The following is a 26808-nucleotide window of genomic DNA, read 5'->3' as shown; positions in this document are numbered from 1 at the left end:
CCCGACCGGCGCATTCTGATCCGAAGCCATGGCTCATCCGCGATCGCTGAGCTGGGCTCTGGTCTGCCTGATCACCTCGGCGCTGTCGAAGCCGTGTCTGTCATTGTCGACGTCGACGATCCTCACTCCCCGCCACAGGCACTCGACGGCTGAGGCACGCGACCAGAATTCGTCCCAGTTCTCGAGCTTCCAATGATCGCGCGACAGCCCTCGGGCCGCTACCCGCTCGCGGATGGCCTCACCATCGACGGCGACGCGGACGACGACCCATTCGGCCTGCGGCCAGTCATGGTCGCCGGCATTGTCCTCGAGGAAGGAAGCATCGGGAAGGTAGCGGCCGAAGGGGGCGTCGAGGACGACGCTGCGGCCCAGCCGCAGGTTGTCGCCGGCGACCGCGAGCAGCGTCTGGTACTCGAGGTCCATCACGCGATCCTGATAGATGGGGTTGTCGTCTCGTCCCCAGGGGTCGGTTCCGGCGATCTCGAGCAGTGCCTCGGTCAGTCGCCCGCAGACGACGTCCTTGTCGAGGAGGGCGGCTCCGAATTCGGCGGCAAGTGCCGTGCTCACGCTGGACTTGCCGCTGCCGGCGGGGCCGATGACGACGAAGACCGTCGGGGTCTCTGAGCCGATCACTGCCGCTCCCGGCTGCGGTCCTTGACGAAGAAGCCATACGAGATCGCTCCGATGACGAGCAGCACTGCGCCGACGAGGAACACCGAGTTGAAGTTTCCGGTGGTGTCGACGAGCCAGCCGGTGACGACCGGGGCCAGGGCAGCGCCGATGAACCCGCCGAAGTTCTGGATCGCGCCCAAGGAGGCGACCTGCTCGCTCGGTGCCACATCGGAGGCCAGGGTCCACAGGCAGCCGATCGGCACCTGCGAGAAGAAGTAGCCCAGGCACAGCAGCACGATGATCAGCGGCACATTGTCGACATAGGCCGTCGGGAACACCGAGGCGGCCGCGAGGACGGCGCCGCCGACGATCGGAACCTTGCGGGCGAAGATCGCGGGCCTGCCCTGTCGGATGAGGACGCCGGAGAACCATCCTCCCGCGAGGACTCCGAGCACACCCATGAGGAACGGCAGCGCCGCGAGCCACCCGGTCTCCTGCAGGCTGAAGCCGAGATCGGTCTCGATGTAGCTGGGCAGCCAGGTGAGGTAGACCCAGACCGTGTAGAAGATGCCGAAGGCGCCGATGATCATGAAGTAGGTGTTCGGCTTCGTGAACAGAGTCCCCCAGCCGACCTTCTCGGCGCCTTCGACCACGGCGTCGGCTTCGGCCTCGGTGGCCTCATCGAGCTGGTCCGAGATCTCGTCGGCTGCGGCATCGGCGGCGTCGTCGCCCTTGAGGATGTGCTCCTCACGCAGCGTCGGGTCGCGGTAGATGCGCAGCCACACGAGCATGACGATGATGCCGAGGGCGCCGACGATGATGAACATGCCGCGCCAGGACATCGTGAGCATCAGGAAGGTCAGCAGAGGTGGCGCCAGCGCGTTGGCGATCTGCGAACCGGTGTTGACCAGGGCGATCGGGAACGCGCGCTCCTTGGCGGAGAACCAACGTTCATTGACCTTGAGACCGGCCGTGAAGAACGGAGATTCCGCGACTCCGAGCGCCACTCGCAGCGCATAGAGCACGCCGAAGGAATTCGCCGCAGCGGTGACCATGCCCACCAGTGACCAGGCACCGGAGGCGAACGCGAACATCTTCTTCGCACCGAATTTGTCGACGAGGTAGCCGGCCGGCAGATTCGCGATCGCGTAGGGCCAGGAGAAAGCCGAAAGCAGAAGGCCCATCTGGGTCGCGCTGAGGTCGAACTCCTGCGCGATGGTCGTATTGCCCACGCTGAGGGTGGAGCGGTCGAGGTAGTTGACGATGCCGCCGATGACCAGCAGGGTGACGAAGATCCAGCGGATCCGTCGCGGGTTGCGCGTCCTCGCCGTGCGACGGGGGCTGGCCACGGCGCTCATTCCTGATCTCCGTGTCCGCGCGCCGAAGCGATGGCCGCGAGCATGGTGCGGGCAGCGGTGGTGACGTCACCGCAGTCTCCGCTGCTGCGAGCCGCCTTGGTCACTGAGCTGCCGACACCGATCGCCGCGGCACCCGCGTCGATCCACTCCGAGACGTTCTCGGGGGTCGCACTGCCTGCGGGCAGGATCGGCGCTTGGGCCAAGGGGGCGCGGACGGTCTTGAGATATCCGGGACCCGAGATCTCGGTCGGGAACAGTTTGACGATGTCAGCACCGGCGCTGAGGGTCTCGACCACCTCGGTGGGGGTGAACGCGCCGCTGATGCTCACCGCCTGGTAGCGGTTGGCGACCTCGAGCATCCCGCGGTCGAGGTTCGGGCTCACGAGCATCTGCGCGCCCGCCTCGATGCAGCTGTAGGCCGACTGCGCGTCAAGGACGGTTCCTGCCCCGATGACGACGCCCTGAGCGGAGTACTCTTCGCTCAGCGCTGTGATGATGCGCTTGGCGCCGGGCACCGAGAGCGTGATCTCAAGGGCACGGATTCCGCCGGCGATCGCCGCATGGGCGACGGCGAGTGCTTCGTCTTCGGAATCGAGTCGGATGATGAGCACGGCTCCGGTGTCATGGATGGCTCGGAGGGCCTCGAACTTCGTTAACATATTCACGCACGCTATCACATATATTCACACGCTTTGGGAATCGATGTGAACATGTGTGCATTGTTGGTACCCTGGAATCGTGCCCCCACATCCGAAGCCCTCCGCCCCGCTGATCCCCGATCAGCGACAGCACGAGATCGTCGAGCTGCTCCGTGCCTCCGTGGCGCTCAGCGTACGTGAACTCACCGAGACGATGAACGTCTCCCATATGACGGTGCGTCGCGATATAGCGGCACTCGAAGAGGCGGGTCTGGTCGAATCGGTCCCTGGGGGCGTCCGGCTGATCGGCTCTCCGCGCCAGCAGACACCCGTCGAGCGGGCACCGCGCACCGAGCTCGAGACGCCGGCGAAGCAGGCGATCGCTCGAGCGGCCGCCGCTCATGTCCGTCCGGGTTCGACGGTCTTCCTCGATGCCGGCACCACCTGCGAAGCGATCGTCGAACGCCTCCTGACCATCAGCGATATCACCGTCGTGACCAACGACTTCCTTTCGGCCATGCGGCTCATGGCCGAAGACGTCATGGCGATCCACACCGGCGGCACCATCGACAGCAACAGCGGCTCCTCGAGCGGTCCCCTGGCAGCAGCGACACTGAACGCCATGTCGATCGACATGGCCTTCCTCAGCGCCGGCGCCTGGGACCTCGATCATGGCCTGACCACCTCGGAGACGGACAAACTGACGCTCAAACGCGCGGCGGATCAGGCGGCGGAGCGCACGATCCTCGTGGCCGATTCGTCGAAGTTCGGCACTCATGCCAGGTTCAGGGCCCTCAACCTCGACGAACTCGACCTCATCATCACCGATGACCGTCTGCCCGAGAAGGAACGCACCCGCCTCGAGGACTCCGGAATCCACCTCGAGTACGCCTGAGACCTACGCTCGTCGGGCGTCTTCCACCGGGCATCACCCACCGGCAACTCCACACACTCCCGTTGCACCGGGGTGTTCCGCGGCCGCCGAGGCGAATTGTGCCGAACGCGGTGTTCTGCCGCCAACGGTGTGGGGCGCTCCCCACCAGTGCGGTTTGCTCCCGGTCCGGCTCAGTGCCGGCACGAGCAGGCACGAACCGCGCAGGCACGAGCCGAAAACCCGGTCCGAACGCGCACGATCCGAACGCGCACGGTCCGGATACGCACGGTCCGAACACACAACAGCGCGCCAGGAGTGCCTCCACACGTCACGTGTGACGTACGTGGGCACCTCTGGCGCGCTGGTGTCAGCCTCGGCCGGACCGCGCTGGTATCAGCGACGGCCGGTTCGCACTGGGACTCAGGCGAGGAGTTCGCGCATGAGTTCGGCGGTCTCGGTCGGGGTCTTGCCGACCTTGACGCCCGCAGCCTCGAGGGCTTCCTTCTTAGCCTGGGCGGTTCCCGAGGAGCCGGAGACGATGGCGCCGGCGTGGCCCATGGTCTTGCCCTCGGGAGCGGTGAAGCCTGCGACGTAGCCGACGACCGGCTTCGTCACGTTCTCCTTGATGAAGGCGGCTGCACGCTCTTCGGCGTCGCCGCCGATTTCGCCGATCATGACGATGGCTTCGGTCTCCGGGTCGGCCTCGAAGGCTTCGAGCGCATCGATGTGCGTGGTGCCGATGACCGGGTCTCCGCCGATGCCGATGGCGGTGGAGAAGCCGAGGTCACGCAGCTCGTACATCATCTGGTAGGTCAGCGTGCCGGACTTCGAGACCAGTCCGAGCTTGCCCTTCTTCGTGATGTTGGCCGGAATGATGCCGGCCAGCGACTCGCCGGGGGTGATGATGCCCGGGCAGTTGGGCCCGATGATGCGGGTGGCGTTGCCGGCCGCCTGAGCACGAGCCCAGACTTCGGCCGAGTCCTGGACCGGGATGCCCTCGGTGATGATGACGAGCAGCCCGATCTTCGCGTCGATGGCCTCGATCGCGGCGTCCTTGGAGAAGGCCGGCGGCACGAAGGCCACGGACACATCGGCACCGGTGGCTTCCATCGCTTCGGACACGGAGGCGAAGACGGGGAGCTCGACCTCGTTGCCGTCCTTGTCATTGTGCTTCACGGTGGTGCCGGCCTTGCGGGCGTTGACACCGCCGACGATGTTCGATCCGGCAGCGAGCATGCGAGCAGTGTGCTTCGAGCCCTCTCCGCCGGTGATGCCCTGGACGATGATCTTCGAATCGGAATTCAGAAAGACAGACATTGTTGTAAAGACCTTTCCTTACTTGGCAGCAGCCAGTTCGGCGGCCTTGTCGGCTCCACCGTCCATCGTGTCAGTGAGCGTGACGAGCGGGTGCGCGGCCTTCTGCAGGATGGCGCGCCCCTCTTCCACGTTGTTGCCGTCGAGGCGGACGACCAGCGGCTTGGTGGCCTGCGACCCAAGGATCTCGAGGGCCTTGACGATGCCGTCGGCCACGGCGTCACAGGCGGTGATTCCGCCGAAGACGTTGACGAAGACGGACTTGACCTGGTCATCGCCGAGGATGACGTCGAGTCCGTTGGCCATGACCTCAGCCGAGGCGCCGCCTCCGATGTCGAGGAAGTTCGCGGGCTTGACGTTCGAGTGCTTCTCACCGGCGTAGGCGACGACGTCGAGGGTCGACATGACCAGACCCGCACCGTTGCCGATGATTCCGACTTCGCCGTCGAGCTTGACGTAGTTGAGGTCGAGCTTCTTGGCCTTGAGCTCGAGAGGGTTCTCTGCGCTGATGTCGCGCAGCTCCTCGTGCTCCTTGTGGCGGAAGTCGGCGTTGTCGTCCAGGGAGACCTTGCCGTCGAGGGCGATGATGTCGCCGGCACCGGTCTTGACCAGAGGGTTGACCTCGACCAGGGTGGCGTCCTCGGACTCGAAGACGGTCCACAGGCTCGTCAGGACGGGAGCGATCTTCGCGGCGGTGTCGGCGTCGAAGCCGGCAGCCTCGGCGATCTCGGCAGCCTTGGCATCGTTGATGCCGTCGATGGCGGAGACGGGGATCTTGGCGAGCGCTTCCGGGCGTTCCACGGCGAGCTGCTCGATCTCCATGCCGCCTTCCTTCGAGCACATGGCCAGATAGGTGCGGTTGGAGCGGTCGAGGAGGACGGAGAAGTAGTACTCCTCCGCGATGTCGGCACCTTCGGCGATCATCACCTTTTCGGTGACGTGACCCTTGATGTCGAGTCCGAGGATGTCCTTGGCCCGGGCTTCGGCCTCATCAGGGTTCTTCGCGACCTTGACGCCGCCGGCCTTTCCGCGGCCGCCCATCTTGACCTGAGACTTCACGACCACGGTTCCGCCGCCGAGAGCCTCGGCTGCCTTCTTCGCTTCTTCTGGCGTCGTCGCGACCTGAGCCTTGAGCACGGGCACTCCGTGCTTCTCGAACAGGTCACGTGCTTGATACTCGAAAAGATCCACGTGTATTCCTTCGTTTCTGCTGCCGGGTGGTTGGCCCCTGCAGGTTCGTTGACGGATGCAACAACCAAGGACAACCATATTCCCAAAGGCACCCGTCCATCCAAACGCGCATGTCAAATAGACGTTGGGGGTAAGCAATGTCTCGTCAAAAAGTATCTTTGGCGTCAAGATTCTTGATATGGACGTAAAATCGTTGCATGGACGAAGTAGATCGAATAGTCGCAGCCTGGCGGCGTGAGCGTCCGGACCTCGATGTCTCTCCGATGGAGATCCTCTCCCGCGTCTCGCGATTGGCCAGGCAGTTGGATCTGGCTCGGAAGTCGAGCTTCTCCGATTACGGCATCGAGGGATGGGCCTTCGATGTCCTCTCCGCCCTGCGCCGCTCGGGCGAACCCTATCAGCTCTCCCCCTCGACGCTGCTGCAGGAGACCCTGGTCACCAGCGGGACGATGACCAACCGCATCGACCGGCTCGTCACCCGCGGCTGGGTCGAACGTCGGCCGGATCCCGGAGACCGACGCGGGGTGCTCGTCCACCTCACCGAGAGCGGTCGCGCCACCGTCGACTCCGCACTGGCCGATCTGCTCGTGAAGGAACGGGCGATCCTCAGCGGACTCACGGCCGCGGGAAGCCGCAATCTCGCGTCCCTGCTCCGAGAGCTCTCCACCGGATTCGACAGCGACGAGGACTGAGACCATGCCACCTGCTGACCTCACGGACTTCACCGGCGCACAGCCGCCTCGGCGAGAGACGATCCACGGTCGATTCGTCGACCTCGAACCCTTGGATTCGGCCGCTCACGGCGATGACCTCTTCGCGGAAGTCACGGCACCGACCGGGATCGACGACCGGTTCCGGTACCTGCCGCAGACTCCGCAGACCGATCGCGGGGAGTTCGATTCCTGGATCGCCGAGGCGGCCGGCAGCCCCGATCCCCTGTTCTTCGCCGTCGTCGACCGGTCCACCGGTCGGGCGCTGGGGCGGCAGGCGCTCATGCGCATCGATGCCGCCAACGGAGTCATCGAGATCGGGCACATCCTCTGGGGTCCGAGTCTGTCGCGGACCGCCGCGGCCACCGAGGCGCTCTTCCTCTGCGCCGAGCTCGTCTTCGCTTCCGGATTCCGCCGCTTCGAATGGAAGTGCGATGACGACAATGTGCCGTCGAAGCGGGCGGCCGAGCGCTTCGGCTTCACCTTCGAAGGCGTGTTCCGTCAGCACCTCGTGGTCAAGGGACGCAACCGCGATACCGCGTGGTTCTCGATCATCGACAGCGAATGGCCGTCCCTGCGGCAGGGATACCGGGCCTGGTTCGACGAGGCGAACTTCGATGCAGACGGCCGCCAGCGTGAGAGTCTGCGCGCGCTCATCGCCGCTGCCCGCCACGGCTGAGGCCCTCTGTGCGTCGCCGGCCCGTTCGCCGTTTCGCCGCGCGTCCGCCCGGGCTCGGGCACGGGCGGACATTAGGCTGGAACTGACACCACACGGCCCCTGACGACACCTCGAGGAACCATGCGACTTCGCCCCCTTGCCCTTCTGTCCGCCGCTGCGCTGCTGGCCACGACGACGGCCTGCGTGTCGACTCCCGAGGAGACCCGCCCCCAGCCCCGCCCTTCGGTGAGCAAGGAGGAGGTCACGCCGATCGAGACGCCCAAGGATGCGCCGAAGGTGTCCATCGTCGACTCCTCACCCGGCGGGGCGAAGGACACCGACCCGCTGTGGCAGGGCCTCGCCGAGGCGGCCGAGAAGAAGTCCGAGGCCTACCTCAAGGTCTACGTGCACACCGGCAATCCCGAAGTGCCCGACTCCGGAGAGATGACCGTGACCGCCGACAGCCCAGACAGTGTCAGCGTCACCCTCGATGCGGACAGCGTCGATGACGACCTCTCCCCGTTCCTGCTCCTCCACGGCACTTTCGAGGTCGAGGAGATCGGCAACTCGGCGTTCACGCTCAAGAACGTCGACGACAAGGACATCCCCGAGCTCGATCCGAAGGGCCCGGACGACGAGAAGCGCTGCACTGCCGAGGACGCGCAGGAGCGGATCGGTCTTGCCGCGGACGACCTCGCCGAGGATCCCGGCCGCCGCGAAGAGTTCCGACAGCAGTGGGGCGGCTCACCTCGCGTGTGGTGGGGTATCCAGATGACGGCGATCAGCCTCGGGGAAGAGGGCGAAGTCGCCGGCGACTTCCTCACCGAAGCCTGCGGCGACTACCTCCAGTAAGACCAGTCGCGTGAGCCTATGAAGATCGCCATCGTCGGAGCCGGAATCGGCGGGCTCTCTGCGGCCGTCGGGCTGCAGAGAGCCGGTGCCGAGGTGACCGTGTTCGAACGCGCTCCCGAAGTCAGGGCCGGCGGTTCGGGTCTGTCGATCTTCGCCAACGGTCTGGCGGCACTGGACGCATTGGGCCTCTCCGAGGACTTCGACGCGGTGACCGACCGCAGTGTCGAAGGTTTCGCCGCAGGTCAGCGTCGCGCCGATGGACGCTGGATCGCCCAGGTCCCCAACGACTCCGTCGGGGCGCTGCGCATCGTCGACCGCGCCGATCTCCACCGGATCCTCTTCGGGGCTCTGGCACCGGGGACCGTCCGCACCGACGCGGCAGCGGTCGCGTCCGCGACCGACGGCACCCTGACTGTCACCGCGGGTGCGGTCGGCACGGATTCCGAGGCACAGCTTGCGGCCGAGCAGCGTTTCGACCTCATCATCGCCGCCGACGGCCTGCACAGTCGGATCCGCTCAGTCGTCGCCGGAAGAACGGTCGCACCGCGGTACTCCGGTTATTCCGCGTGGCGGGGCATCACCTCGGTGCCGGTGGATCTGGAGCGTGCCGCCGGGGAATCGGTGGGATGCGGGCGCCGCTTCGGCATCGCTCCGCTGGCCGATGGCCGCGTCTACTGGTTCGCCGTGGCGAACATGCCCCAGGATGCCGTGTTCGCCCGTGAGAAGGCGACCGTCGAGGCGATGTTCGCAGGTTGGCACCGCCCCATCGCCGAACTCATCGAAGCCACCCCCGCCGAGGCGGTCCGTCGCACCCCGATCAGCGACCTCTCCCACCGGTTGGCTCGATTCCATCGGGGCCGGGTGGTGCTCCTCGGCGATGCCGCGCACGCGATGACGCCCGACCTCGGGCAGGGAGGCGGCCAGGCGCTCGAGGACGCGGCGACACTGACCGCGCTGCTCGCCCCGCTGGCTGAGCGCGGTGCTGCGCTGCGTGCAGAACTCGATGAGGCCCTGCACCGGTACGATGCGCTGCGCAGGCCGCGCTCACAGTCGATCGCCCGGAAGTCACGTCTCATGGGGCATATGTTCCAGCTCGACTCCCCGCTGTTGGCACGGGTCCGCAACGCGGTGTTCTCGGTCGTTCCCTCGCGACTCATCGCCGCGCAGGCCGCGAGCGTGCAGAGATGGTCACCGCCGGCTCCGCCTCGGTGAGTTCGCTCCCCCGCGGTGAGGAGTCCCCGCGGCCGAAACGGCACAGCGGTTCAGTCGGCCAGGGCGCGGTTCAGTCGGCCAGGGCGCGGTTGTAGGCCTCGACGACCGGGGGCAGGAAGAAGCCCATGATCACGGCGATGGCGGTGAGCAGGCAGGCCAGGCCCAGCCACAGAGATCCGCCGATGACGCTGAAGGCGAAGACGATGACGAGCAGCTCGAACGCGATCGCCGCGGGTCGCGCCCACCGGTGCAGCCGCCACGCCCCACGTGCCGCGGCACCGACTCCGGCCGCGAAGATGAGGAACATGACGGCCAGGCCGACCAGCGATGCGGCCAGCTCACCCGCGCCGATGGCCGTGATGATGAACGACAGCGCCGAACCGACCAGGGCCAGCGCCTGAATGCCGAGGACGACGACGACCAGGGTCATCGCCCGCGGAGTCGGGACACCGTGCCCGGCAGGATCCTGTGAGCCTCCGGGCACGGCAGACCGGTCACTGCGAGAACTCAAATGTTCACCCGAGCGAATCCGGGGATGAGGATCTCGTCGAGCATGCGCTCGCGCACATCCAGCGGCAGGAAGGCAGCGGTCACCGCGTTCACGGTGGCCCATTCGAGGTCCGTCTGCGTCCATCCCGCCTCATCGACGAGCAGACGCATCTCCCGCGACATCGACGTGCCGGACATGAGCCGGTTGTCCGGGTTGATGGTCACGGCGAAGCCGAGATCCTTCAGCCCCGTGATCGGGTGGCTGGCGATGGTGCCGCCGATGTCGGTCTGCAGGTTCGAGCTCGGGCACAGCTCCAGCGGGATCTGCTGGTCGAGGACCCACGCGGCGAGGCTGCCGAGCTGACCCTCTCCATCGACGATCTCCATGTCCTCGACGATCCGGGCGCCGTGGCCCAGACGCTGAGCGTGGCAGATGGTGATCGCCTCGTGGATGGATTCCTTGCCTGCGGCCTCACCGGCGTGGATCGTCACGGGCACATAGGCCTGATGGAGGGCGTTGAACGCGGAGAGGTGCGCCGAGGGCGGGAAGCCGTTCTCCGGTCCGGCGATGTCGAAGCCGACGACACCGGATTCCGAGCCCTTCTCACGGTGACGGATGGCCAGTTCCGCGATCGCCAGGGAATTGTCGGCCTGACGCATAGCGGTGATGAGCTGGCCGACGCGGATGTACTTGCCCTCGGCGGCAGCTTCCGAGACACCGGCTTCGAGCCCGTCCTGGACGGCCTCGACGACGGTGTCGAGCTCCAGCCCGCCTTCGAGATGCTGTTCGGGAGCCCACCGGGCCTCGGCATAGAACACGCCGTCGGCGACCTGGTCGAGCACCCATTCCTTGGCCACGCGACGCAGATTGTCTTCGGTCTGCATCACGGCCACGGTGTGAGAGAAGGTCTCGAGGTAGCGGACGAGATCACCGGAGTTCGCGGATTCCGCGAACCATCGGCCCAGCGACTCCGCGTCGGCGGCGGGCAGGGTGTGGCCGATCTGATCGGCCAGCTCGATCATCGTCGACGGGCGCAGCCCGCCGTCGAGGTGATCGTGGAGGGACACTTTGGGCAGCTGCAGGATGGGGTCGTCGGAGGCGACGCCGGCGGGTACATTCATCACCGTCTCAGCTTATCCGATGACACCGCCGTCGGCCGTTCATCATCTCTCCAGGTCGATATCCCCGCTCTTGATCCGCTCGCGCAGGTCCGTGATGCCTCGACCGGCATCGGAGACGCGGGAGAGGAACCCGTCCTCGGCGATGATGCGGACCCCGCCGTTGTCGAGCGTGCCCATGTAGCCCCGGTCACCGACGCGGAAGCCGCTGATCTCCTCCGGTCCGCGCTTCGGCGCGGGGGCCACCTCGTCGGGGTTCTTGCTCTGCGGCCAGTCGGGGAACATCGTGCGCAGCCCGCGGCGGACGTTGGGTTCGATGCTCGCCACGATCGACTGCGAGAACCCGCCCGCGGTGCCGTACCACACGAGCTTCGGCAGGATCGGGCTCTTCTCGTCCTCGACCTCGGTGTCGTCGGCGGCCTCGGCCAGATCCTTGCGCTTCTCGTCCGCCGCGGTCACCACCCCCATCGCTGCGGCCGAACCGAAGGGCACGAGGACGTCGGCGTCATCGTCGAAGGACTCATCGAAATAGTCCTCACCGGCCGTGCGGGTATCGGAGATCGACCTGCTTGCCGAGGCGGTGGTGCTGCGATAGGACGTCACCGTCGCCGCGCCTTCGTCCTTCTCGTCGTTGTACAGATCGACCCCGGCGTCGAAGGCGCTGCGGATGGCCCCGGCCTGCGGGAACCCGTGGGAGACGACGACGCCGACCTTCCCCGTCTCCGAGGCGGTGGCCGCGGTGTACCCGGCGATGAACGCCGGCGGGACGAGGTCGAAGTCGATGCTCAGCACGTTCTTCGGCAGGTCTTCGGTGCCGCTGGAGACCCCGAGGAAGAGCTCCTTCGGATGCGCGGCGGCGAAGTCGGCGAGCTCGTCGGCACCGCCGGGTCCGATCACCGTGGTCAGTGCGCAGTCCTGCCGGTGCATCCGATCCAGGGCCGCCGAGGTGGCCGACCCTCCCGAGACCCGTTGGCTCGAGGTGCCGGAGAAGACACCGGCTTCGCGGGCCAGTTCCGTCTCGGCGAGTGTGAGGGCACCGGCCGCATGATCGTCGAATCCGGCGGGAGCGGAGACGAGGCAGCCCAGCCGGGTCTCCTCGAGCGGTTCGGGAGCGGTCACGGAGCAGGCGCCGAGCGCCAGCGTGCTCACCGCACCGAGTGCGGCCAGCGTGCTCACCGCACCGAGTGCGGCCAGCAGGGTGGACCGGGCTCTCATCCTCATGAGTCCTAGATTATCGGCCGGCGGTGCGGGCAGGGTAATCAGCCGGCAGGCCCGGGCCCGCGGCGGCGGGGCCCGTGCTCAGCTGCGGCTCGGGAGATCAGCGATCACGGTCGAGGACCCTGAGCGCGGTGGCGGTGAAGACGCGGGCTGCGATGGCCACCGCGCGTTCGTCGATGAGCAGATCACCCTGATGGATGTCATAGGTGATGCCGCCGGGCGTGCGGGTGCCCAACCGGATGAGCGCGCCCGGGCAGTGGGTGAGGTACCAGGCGAAGTCCTCTCCGCCCATCGACTGCGGAGTCAGCTGCACTGCGTTCTCTCCCAGCTCACCGCGCACAGCGGATTCGATGAGTGTCACCTGGTCTTCGGTGTTGACCACGGGAGGCACACCTCGGCGGTGCTCGAGATCGACGTCGACTCCGTACGGACCGGCGATGCGATCGACGAGTTCGGGAAGCACCTCGGCGACCTGGTTCCACCCGTCGACGTCGAGACAGCGCAGGGTCCCGCGCAGAATCCCCTCGCTGGGAACGACGTTCGCGGCATGACCGGCGCTGATCTCACCCCACACCAGAGAGATCGCGTGGCGAGGGTCGATGAGACGGCCCAGCGTCGAGGGCAGATCGGTGGCGAGCTTGCCGAGGGCGTAGACGAGGTCCTCGGTCAGGTGCGGCCGGGAGGTGTGCCCGCCGTGCCCGGAGAGACGGATGATGACGGTGTCTCCGGCAGCCGTGATCGCACCGATGCGCGAACCCACCTTGCCGATGTCGACATTCGGATCGCAGTGGACGGCGTAGACCTCGGGCACATCATCGAGGACGCCCTGGGAGATCACGCGCAGCGCCCCGCCCGGGGTGACCTCCTCGCCCGGCTGGAAGATCAGGCGGACGCGACCGCCGAGTCCGCCGGGACGGGTCTCGTGGATGCGCTGCAGGGCAATGCCGGCGCCGATGAGGGAGGTCAGGTGCACATCGTGGCCGCAGGCGTGGGCGACACCGGGCACCGTCGAACGGAACTCCTCGTCGATGAGGTCGTCGACGGGCAGAGCGTCGATATCGGCACGCAGCCCCACGGCCACCGGCCCCTCCCCGACCTCGCAGACGACGCCGGTGCCCTCGAGTCGCCGCGGCTGGAGCCCGGCGGCTTCGAGGCGGGCGACGATCTTGTCGGTGGTCTCGAACTCTTGGAAGGACAGTTCCGGGTGGGCATGGATGTCGCGGCGGAAATCGATGAGCTCTGCACCGATCTCAGCGATTGTCGAGCTGATCATGTCAGGTCCTTCGTCAGCGGGAAGTTCGGGGATGGCTGGTGTCGACCATTGGAAGCAATGCTAAGCACAGACCGTCACATCTGTGCTCACTGCGACCAATTTCGACATACTTCCCACGAAGGGCAACTTCCCGCGAAGGGCATCGGCTCAGAGCAATTCGTCGAGCCCCCGCTCCCCTGCCGCGGACACGGCCTTCTTCACATCCTGAGCGTGAGAGCGGGAGGTGATGAGCAGAACGTCGTCGGTGTCGACGACGACGAGGTCTTCGAGTCCGACGATCGCCACCGTCCGCGGCCCTTCGGAGAAGACCACGCCCGAGGCATCGACTTCGAGCAGATCGGTGTTGCCGCCGATGGAGATGACCCCACGCGGTTCGCCGGGCACGGGCTGGCGCAGTCGGGCCACGGAGTCGAAGTCGCCGACGTCGTCCCAGCCGAAGTCGCCGGGGATGACGATGACACGGCCGGCGGCAGCGGCGGGTTCGGCCACGACATAGTCGATGGCGCGCTTCTCCAGGCCCGGCCACACCTCCTCGAGCACCTCCTGATGGTCGGGGGTGTCCCAGGCCTCGGCGATCCGGGAGAGTCCGGCGAAGAGGGCGGGGTCCTCCTCGGCGAGGATCTCGAGCAGGGATTCCGCTTTGGAGATGAACATGCCGGCGTTCCACCGGTAGCGTCCGGAATTCACGTACCGACGGGCAGTGCTCGCGGCGGGCTTCTCCGCGAACGCCAGCGCCCGACGAGCGGTGGGCGCCCCGTCGAGGCCGAGCAGATCGCCGGTCTTGATGTAGCCGTAGGCGGTCGCGGGGTTGCGGGGCATGATGCCGACGGTGACGATGTCCCCGGTCTCGGCGGCGGCCACGGCTTGGTCGATGACGAGGCGGAACTCGTCGACGTTCGTGATCGAGTGATCGGCGGAGAACGACCCGACGATCGCCGCAGGGTCTTCGCGGGCGATGAGCATGGTGGCCAGGCCGATCGCCGCGGCGGAGTCCTTGGGTGAGGGTTCGGCGACGATCTGAGTCCGTGAGATCCCGGGCAGCTGGGAGGCGACCTGGTCGAGGTGGGTCTCGCCGGTGACCACCCAGACCTTGTCCTCACCGACCATGGGGGCCACCCGATCCCAGGTGGCCTGGATCAGGCTGCGACCGAGCCCGAGCACATCGTGGAGGAACTTCGGGTTGGCGCGACGGGACAGCGGCCAGAGGCGGGTTCCCGAACCGCCTGCGGGGATGATGGCGTGGAAATGGGTATTCACGGAATCAGTGTCCCAGAGTTCGGGCATCGCTTCCCCGAGGTTGTCCGCCGTGTCGGAGGAGCTCAGCCGCAGCGTGGCGGTGGGGACAACCCCACCCCGGGGCCGCCTCGGTGACGGTCGGGGACCGCGTCGGCGTCAACCGCGGGGCTCGCAAGGGTCATGCAGGTCAGACCGGAGATCTCATCATTTAGCGCACACGACTGTGATGTAAATGAAAATCCGTGAGACGGGAAATCCCAGTTTTGAGGGAATTGCCAGGGTTGAGGTGTGATCCGGCACGCTGAGCGGTGTCTCGACTGGCACCGGAGCGGTCTTCGGCGTAGTTTCTAGACGTACACACCCCAATACTCAAGATGGAGGATGCTCCGTGGCCAAAGCGTCTACGGGCACTCTGTACCGAGGAAACGAAGGAATGTGGTCCTGGGTCGCGCATCGCGTCACAGGCGTCGGAATCTTCTTCTTCCTTCTGGTCCACGTGCTCGATACTGCACTCGTCCGCGTCTCGCCCGAGGCCTACAACGCAGTGATCGGAACCTACAAGACACCCGTCATGGCATTCGGTGAGATCGCCCTGGTCGCCGCAATCGCGTTCCACGCGTTCAACGGGCTGCGCGTCATTCTCGTCGATTTCTCGAAGAGTGGCCCGAAGAATCAGAAGAAGCTGTTCTGGGGAGTCATGGTCCTTTGGCTCATCATCATGATCGCCTTCATTCCTCGCCAGCTGATGCACACTTTCGGAGGCTGACATGAGCACAACATCCATTCCGGCTCCGCGGACCGGCTACTCCCGGCACAAGTCGACGCGTTCGAAGTTCGAGATGTTCGCATGGCTGTTCATGCGCGTCTCCGGCGTCATCCTCGTGATCCTCATCTTCGGCCACCTGTTCGTCAACCTGTGGGCCGGCGACGGCGTCCAGGCCATCGACTTCGGATTCGTCGCAGGCAAGTGGGCCAGCCCGTTCTGGCAGATCTGGGATCTGCTCATGCTGTGGCTGGCGATGCTGCACGGCACCAACGGCCTGCGCACCATCATCATGGACTACTCCGAGAAGCCCAGCACCCGCATGGCTCTGCAGGTGATCCTCTACATCGCCTCGATCATCGTCATCGTGCTCGGCACGCTCGTCATCTTCACGTTCGATCCCTGCCCGGCCGGAGCGGACCCCTCGGTCCTGGCTGAGTTCTGCAAGGCCTAAAGGAGAAACATGCAGGTACATCATTACGACGTCGTCATCGTCGGCGCCGGCGGCGCCGGCATGCGTGCGGCGATCGAATCGGGCCAGCGCGCCCGGACCGCCGTTCTCACGAAGCTCTACCCCACCCGTTCGCACACCGGTGCCGCCCAGGGCGGAATGTGCGCCGCACTGGCGAACGTGGAAGAGGACAACTGGGAATGGCACACCTTCGACACCGTCAAGGGCGGTGACTACCTGGTCGACCAGGACGCCGCCGAGGTGATGGCCAAGGAAGCCATCGACGCCGTGCTCGATCTCGAGAAGATGGGGCTGCCCTTCAACCGCACCCCCGAAGGCAAGATCGACCAGCGTCGCTTCGGCGGTCACACCCGTGACCACGGCAAGTCGGCCGTGCGCCGTTCCTGCTACGCGGCCGACCGCACCGGCCACATGATCCTCCAGACCCTGTACCAACAGTGCGTCAAGCACGGCGTGGAGTTCTACAACGAGTTCTACGTCCTCGACCTCGTCATGACCGAGGTCGAGGGGGTCAAGCGCCCGGCCGGCGTCGTGGCCTACGAACTGGCCACCGGCGAGATCCACATCTTCCAGGCCAAGTCGGTCGTCTTCGCCACCGGCGGAGTCGGCAAGGTCTTCAAGACCACGTCGAACGCCCACACCCTGACAGGCGACGGAATGGCCGTGACCTACAACCGCGGCATCCCGCTCGAGGACATGGAGTTCTTCCAGTTCCACCCCACAGGCCTCGCCGGCCTGGGCATCCTGCTCTCCGAGGCAGCTCGCGGTGAAGGCGGAATCCTCCGCAACTCCGACGGTGAGCGCTTCATGGAGCGCTACGCCCCGACGATCAAGGACCTCGCTCCGCGTGACATCGTCGCGCGTTCGATGGCCAACGAGGTCCGTGAGGGTCGCGGCTGCGGTCCGAACAAGGACTACGTCCTCCTCGACCTCACCCACCTCGAACCGGCGCATATCGATGCCAAGCTGCCGGACATCACGGAGTTCGCCCGCACTTACCTCGGTGTCGAGCCCTACACCGAGCCCGTGCCGGTGTTCCCGACCGCGCACTACGCCATGGGCGGCATCCCGACGAACATCAAGGCCGAGGTCCTCGGCGACAACGACACCGTCGTGCCCGGCCTCTACGCCGCAGGCGAATGCGCCTGTGTGTCCGTGCACGGCTCGAACCGTCTGGGCACGAACTCGCTTCTCGACATCAACGTCTTCGGCAAACGCGCCGGCATCGCCGCCGCGGAATACGCCCAGACCGCCGATTCCGTGGAACTTCCGGAGAGCCCGGAGACACAGGTCGTCGAGATGCTCGAGAAGATGCGCACCTCGGATGGCACCGAACGCATCGGCGCCATCCGCAAGGATCTGCAGGAGATCATGGACTCCAACGTCCAGGTGTTCCGCACCGACGAGACTCTGCGCGAGGCACTCGACGAGATCGCCAAGCTGCGCGAACGCTACAACAACGTGGGCATCCAGGACCGCGGCAAGCGCTACAACCTCGATCTGCTCGAGGCTGTCGAGCTGGGCTTCCTGCTCGAACTCGCCGAGGTCATCTCCGTCGCGGCCATCCACCGCAAGGAATCGCGCGGCGGACACTTCCGTGAGGACTTCCCCGATCGTGATGACGAGAAGTTCATGCACCACACGATGACCTACCTCGATCCCGAAGCGGAGACCGACGGCATCAAGGGCATGCGTCTTGAGACGAAGCCCGTCATCGTCACCCGTTACCAGCCGATGGAGCGTAAGTACTGATGAGCACCGACACCACCCCAGAGCCAGCCTCGAAGATCGATCTGCCCGAGCATGTCTCGGGCGAAGGCGGAAGCATTCCGTCCTTCGACTGCACCTTCCAGATTGCACGGTTCGACCCCGAACTCGATTCGGAGCCGCACTGGGAGGAATACAACATCACGATGTACGGCACCGACCGTGTGCTGGATGCCCTCCACAAGATCAAATGGGAGATCGACGGCTCGCTGTCCTTCCGCCGGTCCTGCGCCCACGGCGTCTGCGGCTCCGATGCGATGCGCATCAACGGCCGCAACCGCCTGGCCTGCAAGACGTTGCTGAAGGACCTCGACACGTCGAAGCCCATCATCGTCGAGGCGATCAAGGGTCTTCCGCTCGAGAAGGACATGATCGTCGACATGGAGCCCTTCTTCCAGTCGTACCGTGAGGTCATGCCGTTCCTCGTCACCTCCGGTCACGAGCCCACCCGAGAGCGTCTGCAGTCGGCCGAAGAGCGTGCGGCCTTCGACGACACCACGAAGTGCATCCTCTGCGCGGCCTGCACCTCCTCGTGCCCCGTGTTCTGGACCGACGGTCAGTACTTCGGACCGGCCGCGATCGTCAACGCGCACCGTTTCATCTTCGATTCGCGTGACGAGGGCGGCGACATGCGCCTCGAGATCCTCAACGACAAGGAAGGCGTGTGGCGCTGCCGCACCACCTTCAACTGCACCGAGGCCTGCCCTCGCGGCATCGAGATCACCAAGGCCATCGCCGAGGTGAAGCAGGCGATCCTGCAGCGCGCCTTCTGATCGCGACTGCCTGAAGTCCTACTGCTGCGGCCCCGCACCGATGGGTGCGGGGCCGTTTTCGCATTCTGCCGCCTCGGTTCCGGTGGGGGCGTCCGGTTCACGGCGCCTCGGCGCCGATGGAGGGCGGCGCGGCGGCGCTGGTGGAGGACGGCGCCTCGGCGCGGGTGGAGGAGCACGACCTGCGTCACTTCGGTGCGGGTGAGGCAAACCTGAGGACAGCGGGACGGACGCGAAAGTAGACTGGGGCGCATGCGTTTCACCCGCTCGTCAGCTTCCTCACTGCTCGCACTGCTCCTCGGTGCCGTGGCCGCAACAGTTCTGGTCGCGGCCCAGCTCGCCTACTCCCCCGCACCGGCGAAGGCAGCGCCACAGCCGGCGGAGTCGACGGCTCCGGCGTACGTGACGCCTGACGACCTCGGCGATGGGGCGAAGCCGCCGAAGCCGGTGGGCGTCTCCTGGCTCGTCGGTGACCTCGACAGTGGGAATCTGCATGCGGCGAAGAACATCGAGAAGCGGCACGCACCGGCTTCGACGATCAAACTGCTCACGGCTCTCGCTCTCGTCGATGTGCTCGATGACAAGAAGCAGAAGGTCAAGGCCGAATTCGAGGACATGGAGATCGACGGGACGAAGGTCGGGCTCATGCAGACGAACAGCTACACGGTCGATCTGCTCTTCCACGCCATGCTGATGTCGAGTGCCAATGATGCCGCGAACGCCCTCGGGCGGGCCGCCGGTGGTCAGGACAAGGCCGTGAAGCTCATGAACGACAAGGCCGCCGAGCTGGGGCTGGAGAACACGCATGCGGTGAACACCTCGGGCCTCGACGCGAAGGGGCAGTACACGAGCGCCGAGGACCTCATGAAGCTCGCGTGGGCCGTCTGCGAGGACGACTATCTCATGAAGGTCATCGGGACCGAGACTTATAAATTCCCCGGCGGGAAGAATCCGCAGACGAAAGAGAAGTTCAAAGGCTACGAGATTCAGAACCACACAAAGATCGTCGGGCAGGTCGACGGCGGACTGGGTCTGAAGAACGGCTTCACTCGCGCCGCGAAGGGCTCGTATGTGGCCGTAGCCGAACGAGACGGACACCGTGTCGTGGCGACGATGCTCGGCATCGACAACAACTCCCGGCAGGCCGCCGTCGACCTCCTCGAATGGGACTTCGCGCAGAAGGATCCGAAATCGCTGCAGACCGTTCCGGTGGGGACTCAGGCAACCGCCGAGGCGGACCCCACCGCTTCGGGCAGCGGCAGCGATGCCGGTGGAACCGACGAAGGGACGGCAGCGGCGTCGGCGGAGAAGTCGACGCCCGAAGAATCGGAGGGGGCGGCTGCCTCGGTGGCGTCTCGGTCCTTGGGTGCGGCGATGGACAATCCCCTCGCTCTCGGACTGCTTGCCGTGGGCGTCGTTCTGCTCACCCTCACTGCCGTGTTCTGGGTCAGGCTGCGGGCGCGCATGCAGGGGCGTCGCTGAGCTCTCGTCGCCCTGCATCGGCACGAAGCACCCTTCTCGACGAAGGTCTCACGGCGGTCACCGGCCGCGCATCTATGACCTCACGGGCCTCGAGTGGACAATTCTCGCTCGCGTCGGATATGCTGATTCTTTGCGTTCGAAGTTGTCCGCATTCATCGAACCGGTCGATGAGTTGCTCCTGACGACCGACAGTGAGAGTCGTAGGCCCCGATCCTGGTTCGCCCTTGCAGATGAATGTTCCGGACACCGTGTCTCTTCGAAACGCAGATCCCCATTGGCGATCACCCAGTCGCCGACTTCAGAACCTGACGAATAGCGTGCGTAGTTGCCTGCTATTCACAACCGAAGAAAGGAGGGAACCATGTCTGAGTTCCCACAGTGGGTCCAGCGCGGACTCATCCACGCAGGAATGATCGATCCCAAGATCAGCCGCGAATCCCGCGGTGAGACCACGATCGAAGATTCGACCGGTCGCATCGTGCTGTTCACCGGCACCTCGCTGCGCGAGATCACGCCGATGGCAGCCGCCTGACCGCCTGAACTGAAGAGGACGCCCACTCGCTGCCGGGTTTTACGCAGCGCGTGGGCGTCTGCTCATTCACTCCGGCCTCCGGCCTCCGGCGGCCGGGTCCGACGCAGCCGACGATCGCCGTGAGCATGCCCATTCGCTCAGCGCATCGATTCCCGATACTGTGAATGCCGAAGAGACCTCCCAACCCCACCGGCTATGTCTGATCTCCGCACTGATTCTGCGCACCTGGACGCTTCCCCCGCAGCGTCGACCCGATTTCAGCATCTCGAGGGGCTCCGCGGGTTCTCCATCGCTTTGGTCGTCATCTTCCACGTCTTCATCGGACGTGTCTCCTCCGGGGTGGATGTGTTCCTCTTCCTCGGTGGCACACTCCTCCTGTCTTCACAGATCCGCAACGCTGAGCGACTCGACGGACGTTCCTTCGCCCGTTCGGTGCTGCGCGTCCTCCTGCGTCTGCTCCCCGCGCTCCTCGCAGTCGTCGCCACGACCGTCGGCGGAGTCCTCATCTTCTACCCGCATCTGGACTGGGGACAGTGGCTGACGGATGCTTCAGCCGCCGCGAGCTTCTGGATCAACTGGCGTTTCGTCTCTCTCGGTTCCGATTACGATGCAGCGGGAATCGACAGCAGTCCCCTGCAGCATCTGTGGTCGATGTCGGTCCAGTTCCAAATCTATATTGCGATCATCGCACTCGTCTTCGCCTCACGTGGCCGTTCGGCACGGGTGCGGATGCGTCCACTGGTGTGGATCATCGCCCTGTTGTCGATGCTCTCGCTCCTCTGTGCGACCTGGATGGCCCTCGCCGGCGATCAGGGGGTGAACTACTACTCGACCTTCTCACGCTTCTGGGAGATCGGTGCCGGTGCGCTCCTCGGCCTGGTGCTGTTCGACGCCGAGCGCATCCGAGGCTCATCATGGCCACGGTGGCTCAGTGCCGTGCTGTCATGGGTCGGAGTGGTCATGATCTTCTCCGTCGGGCTGTTCTTCGACGGTGCCGAACAGTTCCCGGGGCCCCTGACTCTCGTTCCCCTCCTCGGTGCTCTGCTTCTCATCGGGGCCGGTCTCGTTCGCCAGAGGAAGCCACCGATCATCATCCGAGTTTTGGAGTCGGCTCCGCTGACCCGCCTCGGCACGATCGCCTACTCCTTGTACCTGTGGCATTGGCCGCTGCTCATCCTCACCGTCAGAGTCACCGGCATCGATGCGAAGAACCCTCTCGTCGGCGTCCCGGTGATTCTCGCTTCTCTGCTGCTGGCCGAGCTCACGCATCGGTGGGTGGAAATCCCACTGCGCCAGCGGACGGGGCCGGAGCCGCTGCCTTCCACCATCGCCCGGGCGCGGGTCGGCATGGTGGCGGTTCTGGTCCTCCTCCTCGTCTCTCCCCCGGCCTGGGCCGTTGGTCTCGTCGCGAACAGGGCCTACGTCGAGCACAAGATCTCGGCTGTCATCGCCGAAGGCCGCCCCGACTCCTACCCGGGTGCCGGCGAGATCCTCGACGGAATCGAACCACGCCTCGATGTGCCGATCATGCCGGGCCTGGCCTCACGGGACCCGATGATGCCGCCGACGGAGGCCGACCGATGCACGACACCGCAGAGCGACGACTCGATCATCTTCGACAAAGCCGACGGCGATCCGTGCTGGTACGGTGACACCGACTCGGAGCGATCACTGTATGTCGTCGGCGGATCACACAGCGAACAGTGGCTTGGTGCTCTCGACATCATCGGCAAGCGCCGAGGCATCCGGATCGTGCCTTTCACCCGCGCCGGCTGCCCTCTGTACTACAGTCCCACCGATGATACGGACTGCATCTCGTGGTCACGAAAGGTCGAAGAACACATCAGACTGCATCCGCCTTCGGAGGGCATATTCATGTCCTCGACCCGACCCACCGGAGACCAGGAGGAGGAGCCTGACTACGTCCCGGACGAGTACATCGACGTCTTCGAGCGTCTGGCCGAAGAGGAGAACACGATCTTCGCCGTTCGCGACACTCCGTGGCTGCAACTCGGCGACGGCGAGCATGTCGATCCGCGCGTCTGCGTCGGCGAGGACCCGAGCCGACGCTCATGCACCGTACCCGCCGAGTCGGTTCTGGCCGAGACCAATCCCGCTGCGGATGTCTTCGATACCGACAGCTTCATCCATCTCGACCTGAGCGAATCACTCATCCAAGACGGTCACGTGCAACCCGTGATCGGAAACGTCCTGGTCTTCCGTGACTGGAACCATCTGACCCATCAATATGTGCGCACTCTGGCCGCGGAGGTAGAACGGCAGATGTTCTCGGACGCCGCCGGTTCATAGCCGACCACACCGCACGCTGAGCCTGCGGTCAGCTGCGTCCGGCCATCTCGCAGGTCCACCCCTCAGGGATGTCCGGGTTCGCCAGAGTCTCGAGAATCTCTGCGCCGAGATCTTCGGTGAGCAGATCGTCGCCAACCGGGTAGAGGATCTTCTCCTCCTTCTCATTGTGCGCTTCGAGTCCGTCTTCGAGGGACTTCCAGACCGGGGCGATCTCGGCCTTGTCGGCACCCGCATCCAGCTTGGCTGCGATCTCATCCATCCGATCCCACAGCTCACCATGCTCACGGAGCATGACGAAGACCGGCCCCATGAGTCCTCCGGCCTTCATCGCCGGAAAGTGCAGAACCTCTTCGACATAGATGTGGTGGCGCAGCCCGGCGGCGCCCGTGTTGAAAGCCTCGATGTCGAGCGGCCCATCCGCCGACAACGTCCGCGCGAAGGTCTCGAAATATCCGTCGATGCGATGGTGGTCACGCTCAAGGACCTCGCCGACGCTGAGTCGTCCGCTCTCCCCTGTTCCCGAGCCTGTCATGGTGTGCAACTCCTTCGACTGTCGATGCGAGGAACTCGTCCCCGTCTGTCGATTGTGCCACTTCCGCCGAGGCGTCGGGTGAGCAGAGAAAGAGCGGCCCACCCGAGCCGGATTGCTCGAATGGGCCGCTTCAGTTCTCAGAACTCAGCGGTCTCAGAAGTCCCAGTCGTCGTCTTCGGTGTTCTCGGCCTTGCCGATGACGTAGGACGAACCGGAACCGGAGAAGAAATCGTGGTTCTCATCGCTGCCGGGTGAGAGCGCCGCCAGGATGGCCGGGTTGACCTTCGTGACCTCCTTGGGGAACATCGCCTCGTAGCCGAGGTTCATCAGCGCCTTGTTCGCGTTGTAGTGGAGGAACATCTTGCAGTCCTCGGCCAGTCCCACCGAATCGTAGATGTCGTGGGTGTAGGCGACCTCGTTCTCGTAGAGCTCGAACATGAGATTCATCGTGTAGTCCTTGAGCTCGGCCTTGCGCTCTTCGGACTGCGACTCCAAGCCCTTCTGGTACTTGTAGCCGATGTAATAGCCGTGCACGGCCTCATCGCGGATGATCAGACGGATGAGGTCAGCGGTGTTCGTCAGCTTCGCATGTGCCGACCAGTACATGGGCAGGTAGAAGCCGGAGTAGAAGAGGAACGACTCGAGCAGCGTCGAAGCGACCTTGCGCTTGAGCGGATCGTCACCTCGGTAGTAGCTGAGGATGATGTCAGCCTTCGACTGCAGGTAGGTGTTCTCTCGCGACCAGCGGAACGCCTCGTCGATCTCCTTCGTCGAGCACAGTGTGGAGAAGATCGAGGAGTAGGACTTCGCGTGCACGCTCTCCATGAACGCGATGTTCGTGAGCACTGCCTCTTCGTGCGGGGTGACAGCGTCGGGAATGAGCGAGATCGCGCCGACCGTGCCCTGAATCGTGTCGAGCAGCGTCAGTCCCGTGAACACGCGCATCGTCAGCGTCTTCTCGTCATCGGTCAGCGTCGCCCACGAGGGGATGTCGTTGCTCAGCGGCACCTTCTCCGGCAGCCAGAAATTTCCGGTCAGGCGATCCCACACCTCGTCGTCGATCGGATCGACGACGCGGTTCCAGTTGATGGCGTCGACGTGCGAGGCCAGAGTCAGATTCTCCAACGCTATCTCTCTTCCCAAAAAGTCTTGTTCTGCAAAAATCACGAAGTGGTCTTCGTGCTGAGTTTCAGCGGTCTGCTCGGCAGACGGATGTCCGCTGTGCAGGGCCCCTGCAGCAGCGGCCCTGCACAAAGCCGGCGGACCGATTCACATCGGTCCGCCGTGCCAGTGGATCAGAGCATGCAGGAGACGCAGCCTTCGACCTCCGTGCCCTGCAGAGCGAGCTGCCGGAGCCGGATGTAGTAGATGGTCTTGATGCCCTTGCGCCAGGCGTAGATCTGCGCCTTGTTGATATCACGAGTGGTGGCGGTGTCCATGAAGAACAGAGTCAGCGACAGTCCCTGATCCACGTGCTTCGTGGCCTCGGCGTAGGTGTCGATGATCTTCTCGTAGCCGATCTCGTAAGCATCCTGGTAGTACTCGAGGTTGTCGTTGTCCATGAAGGGTGCCGGGTAGTACACGCGCCCGACCTTGCCTTCCTTGCGGATTTCGATCTTCGAGGCCACCGGGTGGATCGACGAGGTCGAGTTGTTGATGTAGGAGATCGAACCCGTCGGAGGCACGGCCTGCAGGTTCTGGTTGTAGATGCCGTGCTCGGCGACCTGGGCCTTGAGCTCGCGCCAGTCCTCCTGGGTCGGGATGTGCACACCCGCCTCGTCGAAGAGCTCCTTGACGCGTGTGGTCCGCGGCTGCCACACCTCATCGGTGTACTTGTCGAAGTATTCGCCGGTGGCGTACTTCGAACGTTCGAAGCCGGCGAAGGTCGCGCCGCGCTCCTTCGCAATCTCCATCGACGCCCGTACACAGTGGTAGGCGACGGTGTAGAAGTACATGTTCGTGAAGTCCAGACCCTCATCGGAGCCGTAGTAGACGTGCTCACGGGCGAGGTAGCCGTGCAGGTTCATCTGGCCCAGGCCGATGGCGTGCGACATGTCGTTGCCGCGCGCGATCGACGGCACGGACTGGATGTCCGAGGTCTCGGCGACTGCGGTGAGGCCGCGGATCGCGGTCTCGATGGTCTGACCGAAGTTCTCCGAATCCATCGTCAGCGCGATGTTGAGCGAACCGAGGTTGCAGGAGATGTCCTTGCCGACCACGTCGTAGCCGAGATCATCGTCGTACTTGCTGGGCTCGGAAACCTGGAGGATCTCCGAGCACAGGTTGGACATGATGATCTTGCCGTCGATCGGATTCGCCTTGTTGACGGTGTCCTCGAACATGACGTACGGGTACCCGGACTCGAACTGGATCTCGGCGAGAGTCTGGAAGAATTCGCGCGCTTTGATCTTCTTCTTCTTGATCGCCGCGTTGTCGACCAGCTCCGTGTACTTCTCAGTGACATTGATGTCGGAGAAGGGCACACCGTAGACGCGCTCGACGTCGTAGGGGCTGAAGAGGTACATGTCCTCATTGCGCTTGGCCAATTCGAAGGTGATGTCGGGGATCACGACGCCCAGGGACAGAGTCTTGATCCGGATCTTCTCATCGGCGTTCTCGCGCTTGGTGTCGAGGAACTTGTAGATGTCGGGGTGGTGGGCGTGGAGGTACACGGCACCGGCGCCCTGTCGGGCTCCGAGCTGGTTGGCGTAGGAGAACGAGTCCTCGAGCAGCTTCATGACCGGAATGACGCCGGAGGACTGGTTCTCGATCTTCTTGATCGGGGCTCCGGACTCACGGATGTTCGTCAGGGCGAAGGCCACACCACCGCCGCGCTTGGACAGCTGCAGAGCGGAGTTGATGGAGCGGCCGATCGACTCCATGTTGTCTTCGATGCGCAGCAGGAAGCAGGAGACGAGCTCGCCGCGCTGGCGCTTGCCGGCATTGAGGAAGGTCGGGGTGGCCGGCTGGAAGCGGCCGCTGATGATCTCGTCGACGAGCTGGGTCGCCAGCGTCTCATCGCCACGGGCGAGGAAGAGAGCGACCATGACGACGCGATCCTCGAAGCGCTCGAGGTAACGCTTGCCGTCGAAGGTCTTCAGCGTGTACGAGGTGTAGAACTTGAAAGCTCCGAGGAAGGTCTGGAAGCGGAACTTGTGATCGTAGGCCCGCTTCGACAGGTTCTCGATGAACTCGAAAGAGTACTGTTCGAGGACTTCGGGTTCGTAGTAGTCCTTCTCGACGAGGTAGTCGAGCTTCTCCTTGAGGTCATGGAAGAAGACGGTGTTGTTGTTCACGTGCTGCAGGAAGTACTGCCGAGCAGCCTGCTTGTCACGTTCGAACTGAATCCGTCCGCTCTCGTCATACAGGTTCAGCATGGCGTTGAGCGCGTGGTAGTCCAGATCCGTCTCTTCGCGGATGATGTCC

At 64.9% G+C, this 26808-nt stretch carries 25 protein-coding genes; 12 read left to right on the top strand and 13 right to left on the bottom strand.

The features are described 5' to 3' along the window. Positions 1-33: 33 nt before the first annotated feature. From ACQE2J_RS06675 to ACQE2J_RS06665, 3 genes are read right to left on the bottom strand one after another with little or no spacing between them, the layout of a single operon-like run. Entirely contained in the window at positions 34-633 is a 600-nt protein-coding gene (locus ACQE2J_RS06675) for an AAA family ATPase (protein WP_426937331.1), read from the bottom strand. Continuing rightward, entirely contained in the window at positions 630-1970 is a 1341-nt protein-coding gene (locus ACQE2J_RS06670) for an MFS transporter (protein ID WP_135541401.1), read from the bottom strand. The genes ACQE2J_RS06675 and ACQE2J_RS06670 overlap by 4 nt, the downstream gene beginning before the upstream one ends. Then, complete coding sequence (locus ACQE2J_RS06665) at positions 1967-2629, bottom strand: hypothetical protein (RefSeq protein ID WP_135541403.1); 663 nt, start codon at positions 2627-2629, stop codon at positions 1967-1969. Before ACQE2J_RS06665 ends, ACQE2J_RS06670 begins: the two co-directional genes overlap by 4 nt. Positions 2630-2708: 79 nt before the next feature. On the opposite strand from ACQE2J_RS06665, the gene ACQE2J_RS06660 reads away from it, so the two are divergent. After that, complete coding sequence (locus ACQE2J_RS06660; RefSeq protein ID WP_240689989.1) at positions 2709-3503, top strand: DeoR/GlpR family DNA-binding transcription regulator; 795 nt, start codon at positions 2709-2711, stop codon at positions 3501-3503. A gap of 399 nt (positions 3504-3902) precedes the next feature. Here ACQE2J_RS06660 and sucD read toward each other — a convergent pair whose 3' ends face one another. Then, entirely contained in the window at positions 3903-4799 is an 897-nt protein-coding gene (gene sucD / locus ACQE2J_RS06655) for a succinate--CoA ligase subunit alpha (RefSeq protein ID WP_135541405.1), read from the bottom strand. Between the two features lie 18 nt (positions 4800-4817). Beyond that, entirely contained in the window at positions 4818-5987 is a 1170-nt protein-coding gene (gene sucC / locus ACQE2J_RS06650) for an ADP-forming succinate--CoA ligase subunit beta (RefSeq protein ID WP_135541407.1), read from the bottom strand. A gap of 197 nt (positions 5988-6184) precedes the next feature. Between sucC and ACQE2J_RS06645 the strand changes: the two genes are divergently transcribed. From ACQE2J_RS06645 to ACQE2J_RS06630, 4 genes are all read left to right on the top strand, one after another. Further along, entirely contained in the window at positions 6185-6679 is a 495-nt protein-coding gene (locus ACQE2J_RS06645) for a MarR family winged helix-turn-helix transcriptional regulator (protein ID WP_135541409.1), read from the top strand. A gap of 4 nt (positions 6680-6683) precedes the next feature. Next, entirely contained in the window at positions 6684-7376 is a 693-nt protein-coding gene (locus tag ACQE2J_RS06640) for a GNAT family N-acetyltransferase (RefSeq protein WP_135541411.1), read from the top strand. 120 nt (positions 7377-7496) lie between these two features. Continuing rightward, complete coding sequence (locus ACQE2J_RS06635; protein ID WP_135541413.1) at positions 7497-8207, top strand: hypothetical protein; 711 nt, start codon at positions 7497-7499, stop codon at positions 8205-8207. An 18-nt stretch (positions 8208-8225) separates the two neighbouring features. Continuing rightward, a complete protein-coding gene (locus ACQE2J_RS06630) occupies positions 8226-9419 on the top strand; it encodes an FAD-dependent monooxygenase (protein WP_135541415.1) in 1194 nt (397 codons plus the stop codon). Between the two features lie 70 nt (positions 9420-9489). Here ACQE2J_RS06630 and ACQE2J_RS06625 read toward each other — a convergent pair whose 3' ends face one another. The 5 genes from ACQE2J_RS06625 to ACQE2J_RS06605 form a co-directional block, all read right to left on the bottom strand. Beyond that, complete coding sequence (locus ACQE2J_RS06625; protein WP_226829721.1) at positions 9490-9930, bottom strand: hypothetical protein; 441 nt, start codon at positions 9928-9930, stop codon at positions 9490-9492. Beyond that, entirely contained in the window at positions 9927-11030 is a 1104-nt protein-coding gene (locus ACQE2J_RS06620) for an adenosine deaminase (protein ID WP_135541551.1), read from the bottom strand. Before ACQE2J_RS06620 ends, ACQE2J_RS06625 begins: the two co-directional genes overlap by 4 nt. 42 nt (positions 11031-11072) lie before the next feature. Next, positions 11073-12248 carry a BMP family ABC transporter substrate-binding protein gene (locus ACQE2J_RS06615; RefSeq protein WP_426937330.1) on the bottom strand — a complete coding sequence of 392 codons (1176 nt, stop codon included), beginning with the start codon at positions 12246-12248 and terminating at the stop codon, positions 11073-11075. Between the two features lie 97 nt (positions 12249-12345). Continuing rightward, positions 12346-13518, bottom strand: a complete 1173-nt coding sequence (locus ACQE2J_RS06610) for an amidohydrolase (RefSeq protein ID WP_425118885.1) — start codon at positions 13516-13518, stop codon at positions 12346-12348. 147 nt (positions 13519-13665) lie between these two features. Next, complete coding sequence (locus ACQE2J_RS06605; protein WP_425118887.1) at positions 13666-14775, bottom strand: mannose-1-phosphate guanylyltransferase; 1110 nt, start codon at positions 14773-14775, stop codon at positions 13666-13668. Between the two features lie 367 nt (positions 14776-15142). Here ACQE2J_RS06605 and sdhC point away from each other — a divergent pair, with 367 nt between their 5' ends. The 7 genes from sdhC to ACQE2J_RS06570 all read left to right on the top strand — a co-directional run bounded on the left by sdhC (position 15143) and on the right by ACQE2J_RS06570 (position 22850). Continuing rightward, on the top strand, positions 15143-15520 hold the full coding sequence (gene sdhC / locus ACQE2J_RS06600) for a succinate dehydrogenase, cytochrome b556 subunit (RefSeq protein WP_135541421.1): 378 nt from the start codon (positions 15143-15145) through the stop codon (positions 15518-15520). Between the two features lies 1 nt (position 15521). Continuing rightward, on the top strand, positions 15522-15971 hold the full coding sequence (locus ACQE2J_RS06595; protein ID WP_135541422.1) for a succinate dehydrogenase hydrophobic membrane anchor subunit: 450 nt from the start codon (positions 15522-15524) through the stop codon (positions 15969-15971). 9 nt (positions 15972-15980) lie between these two features. Further along, positions 15981-17741 carry a succinate dehydrogenase flavoprotein subunit gene (gene sdhA / locus ACQE2J_RS06590; RefSeq protein WP_425118888.1) on the top strand — a complete coding sequence of 587 codons (1761 nt, stop codon included), beginning with the start codon at positions 15981-15983 and terminating at the stop codon, positions 17739-17741. Continuing rightward, entirely contained in the window at positions 17741-18529 is a 789-nt protein-coding gene (locus ACQE2J_RS06585) for a succinate dehydrogenase iron-sulfur subunit (protein ID WP_425118889.1), read from the top strand. The genes sdhA and ACQE2J_RS06585 overlap by 1 nt, the downstream gene beginning before the upstream one ends. Positions 18530-18778: 249 nt before the next feature. Further along, on the top strand, positions 18779-20008 hold the full coding sequence (locus tag ACQE2J_RS06580) for a D-alanyl-D-alanine carboxypeptidase family protein (protein ID WP_425118890.1): 1230 nt from the start codon (positions 18779-18781) through the stop codon (positions 20006-20008). Positions 20009-20369: 361 nt separating this feature from the next. After that, positions 20370-20540 (top strand): hypothetical protein, encoded by a 171-nt coding sequence (locus tag ACQE2J_RS06575; protein WP_167854462.1) that lies wholly within the window; start codon positions 20370-20372, stop codon positions 20538-20540. A 195-nt stretch (positions 20541-20735) separates the two neighbouring features. Further along, on the top strand, positions 20736-22850 hold the full coding sequence (locus tag ACQE2J_RS06570) for an acyltransferase family protein (RefSeq protein ID WP_426937329.1): 2115 nt from the start codon (positions 20736-20738) through the stop codon (positions 22848-22850). 28 nt (positions 22851-22878) lie between these two features. Here ACQE2J_RS06570 and ACQE2J_RS06565 read toward each other — a convergent pair whose 3' ends face one another. The 3 genes from ACQE2J_RS06565 to nrdE form a co-directional block, all read right to left on the bottom strand. Further along, positions 22879-23382, bottom strand: coding sequence for a hemerythrin domain-containing protein (locus tag ACQE2J_RS06565; protein WP_425120428.1), 504 nt, complete (start codon positions 23380-23382; stop codon positions 22879-22881). A 153-nt stretch (positions 23383-23535) separates the two neighbouring features. Next, positions 23536-24507 (bottom strand): class 1b ribonucleoside-diphosphate reductase subunit beta, encoded by a 972-nt coding sequence (nrdF, locus tag ACQE2J_RS06560; protein WP_135541435.1) that lies wholly within the window; start codon positions 24505-24507, stop codon positions 23536-23538. A gap of 170 nt (positions 24508-24677) precedes the next feature. Continuing rightward, positions 24678-26804, bottom strand: a complete 2127-nt coding sequence (nrdE, locus tag ACQE2J_RS06555; protein WP_425120452.1) for a class 1b ribonucleoside-diphosphate reductase subunit alpha — start codon at positions 26802-26804, stop codon at positions 24678-24680. Positions 26805-26808 lie beyond the last annotated feature (4 nt).

Source organism: Brevibacterium sp. LE-L (genome assembly GCF_050214925.1).
Taxonomy (GTDB): domain Bacteria; phylum Actinomycetota; class Actinomycetes; order Actinomycetales; family Brevibacteriaceae; genus Brevibacterium.
This window is presented reverse-complemented; position numbering and strand designations above follow the sequence as displayed.

Bases quoted from the DNA above. Each gene is read 5' to 3' on its own strand.
- ACQE2J_RS06670 (WP_135541401.1), bottom strand. From the start codon at position 1,970: ATGAGCGCCGTGGCCAGCCCCCGTCGCACGGCGAGGACGCGCAACCCG.
- ACQE2J_RS06665 (WP_135541403.1), bottom strand. From the start codon at position 2,629: ATGTTAACGAAGTTCGAGGCCCTCCGAGCCATCCATGACACCGGAGCC.
- sucD (WP_135541405.1), bottom strand. From the start codon at position 4,799: ATGTCTGTCTTTCTGAATTCCGATTCGAAGATCATCGTCCAGGGCATC.
- ACQE2J_RS06645 (WP_135541409.1), top strand. From the start codon at position 6,185: ATGGACGAAGTAGATCGAATAGTCGCAGCCTGGCGGCGTGAGCGTCCG.
- ACQE2J_RS06640 (WP_135541411.1), top strand. From the start codon at position 6,684: ATGCCACCTGCTGACCTCACGGACTTCACCGGCGCACAGCCGCCTCGG.
- ACQE2J_RS06635 (WP_135541413.1), top strand. From the start codon at position 7,497: ATGCGACTTCGCCCCCTTGCCCTTCTGTCCGCCGCTGCGCTGCTGGCC.
- ACQE2J_RS06630 (WP_135541415.1), top strand. From the start codon at position 8,226: ATGAAGATCGCCATCGTCGGAGCCGGAATCGGCGGGCTCTCTGCGGCC.
- ACQE2J_RS06620 (WP_135541551.1), bottom strand. From the start codon at position 11,030: ATGAATGTACCCGCCGGCGTCGCCTCCGACGACCCCATCCTGCAGCTG.
- ACQE2J_RS06615 (WP_426937330.1), bottom strand. From the start codon at position 12,248: ATGAGGATGAGAGCCCGGTCCACCCTGCTGGCCGCACTCGGTGCGGTG.
- ACQE2J_RS06610 (WP_425118885.1), bottom strand. From the start codon at position 13,518: ATGATCAGCTCGACAATCGCTGAGATCGGTGCAGAGCTCATCGATTTC.
- ACQE2J_RS06595 (WP_135541422.1), top strand. From the start codon at position 15,522: ATGAGCACAACATCCATTCCGGCTCCGCGGACCGGCTACTCCCGGCAC.
- sdhA (WP_425118888.1), top strand. From the start codon at position 15,981: ATGCAGGTACATCATTACGACGTCGTCATCGTCGGCGCCGGCGGCGCC.
- ACQE2J_RS06585 (WP_425118889.1), top strand. From the start codon at position 17,741: ATGAGCACCGACACCACCCCAGAGCCAGCCTCGAAGATCGATCTGCCC.
- ACQE2J_RS06580 (WP_425118890.1), top strand. From the start codon at position 18,779: ATGCGTTTCACCCGCTCGTCAGCTTCCTCACTGCTCGCACTGCTCCTC.
- ACQE2J_RS06575 (WP_167854462.1), top strand. From the start codon at position 20,370: ATGTCTGAGTTCCCACAGTGGGTCCAGCGCGGACTCATCCACGCAGGA.
- ACQE2J_RS06570 (WP_426937329.1), top strand. From the start codon at position 20,736: ATGTCTGATCTCCGCACTGATTCTGCGCACCTGGACGCTTCCCCCGCA.
- ACQE2J_RS06565 (WP_425120428.1), bottom strand. From the start codon at position 23,382: ATGACAGGCTCGGGAACAGGGGAGAGCGGACGACTCAGCGTCGGCGAG.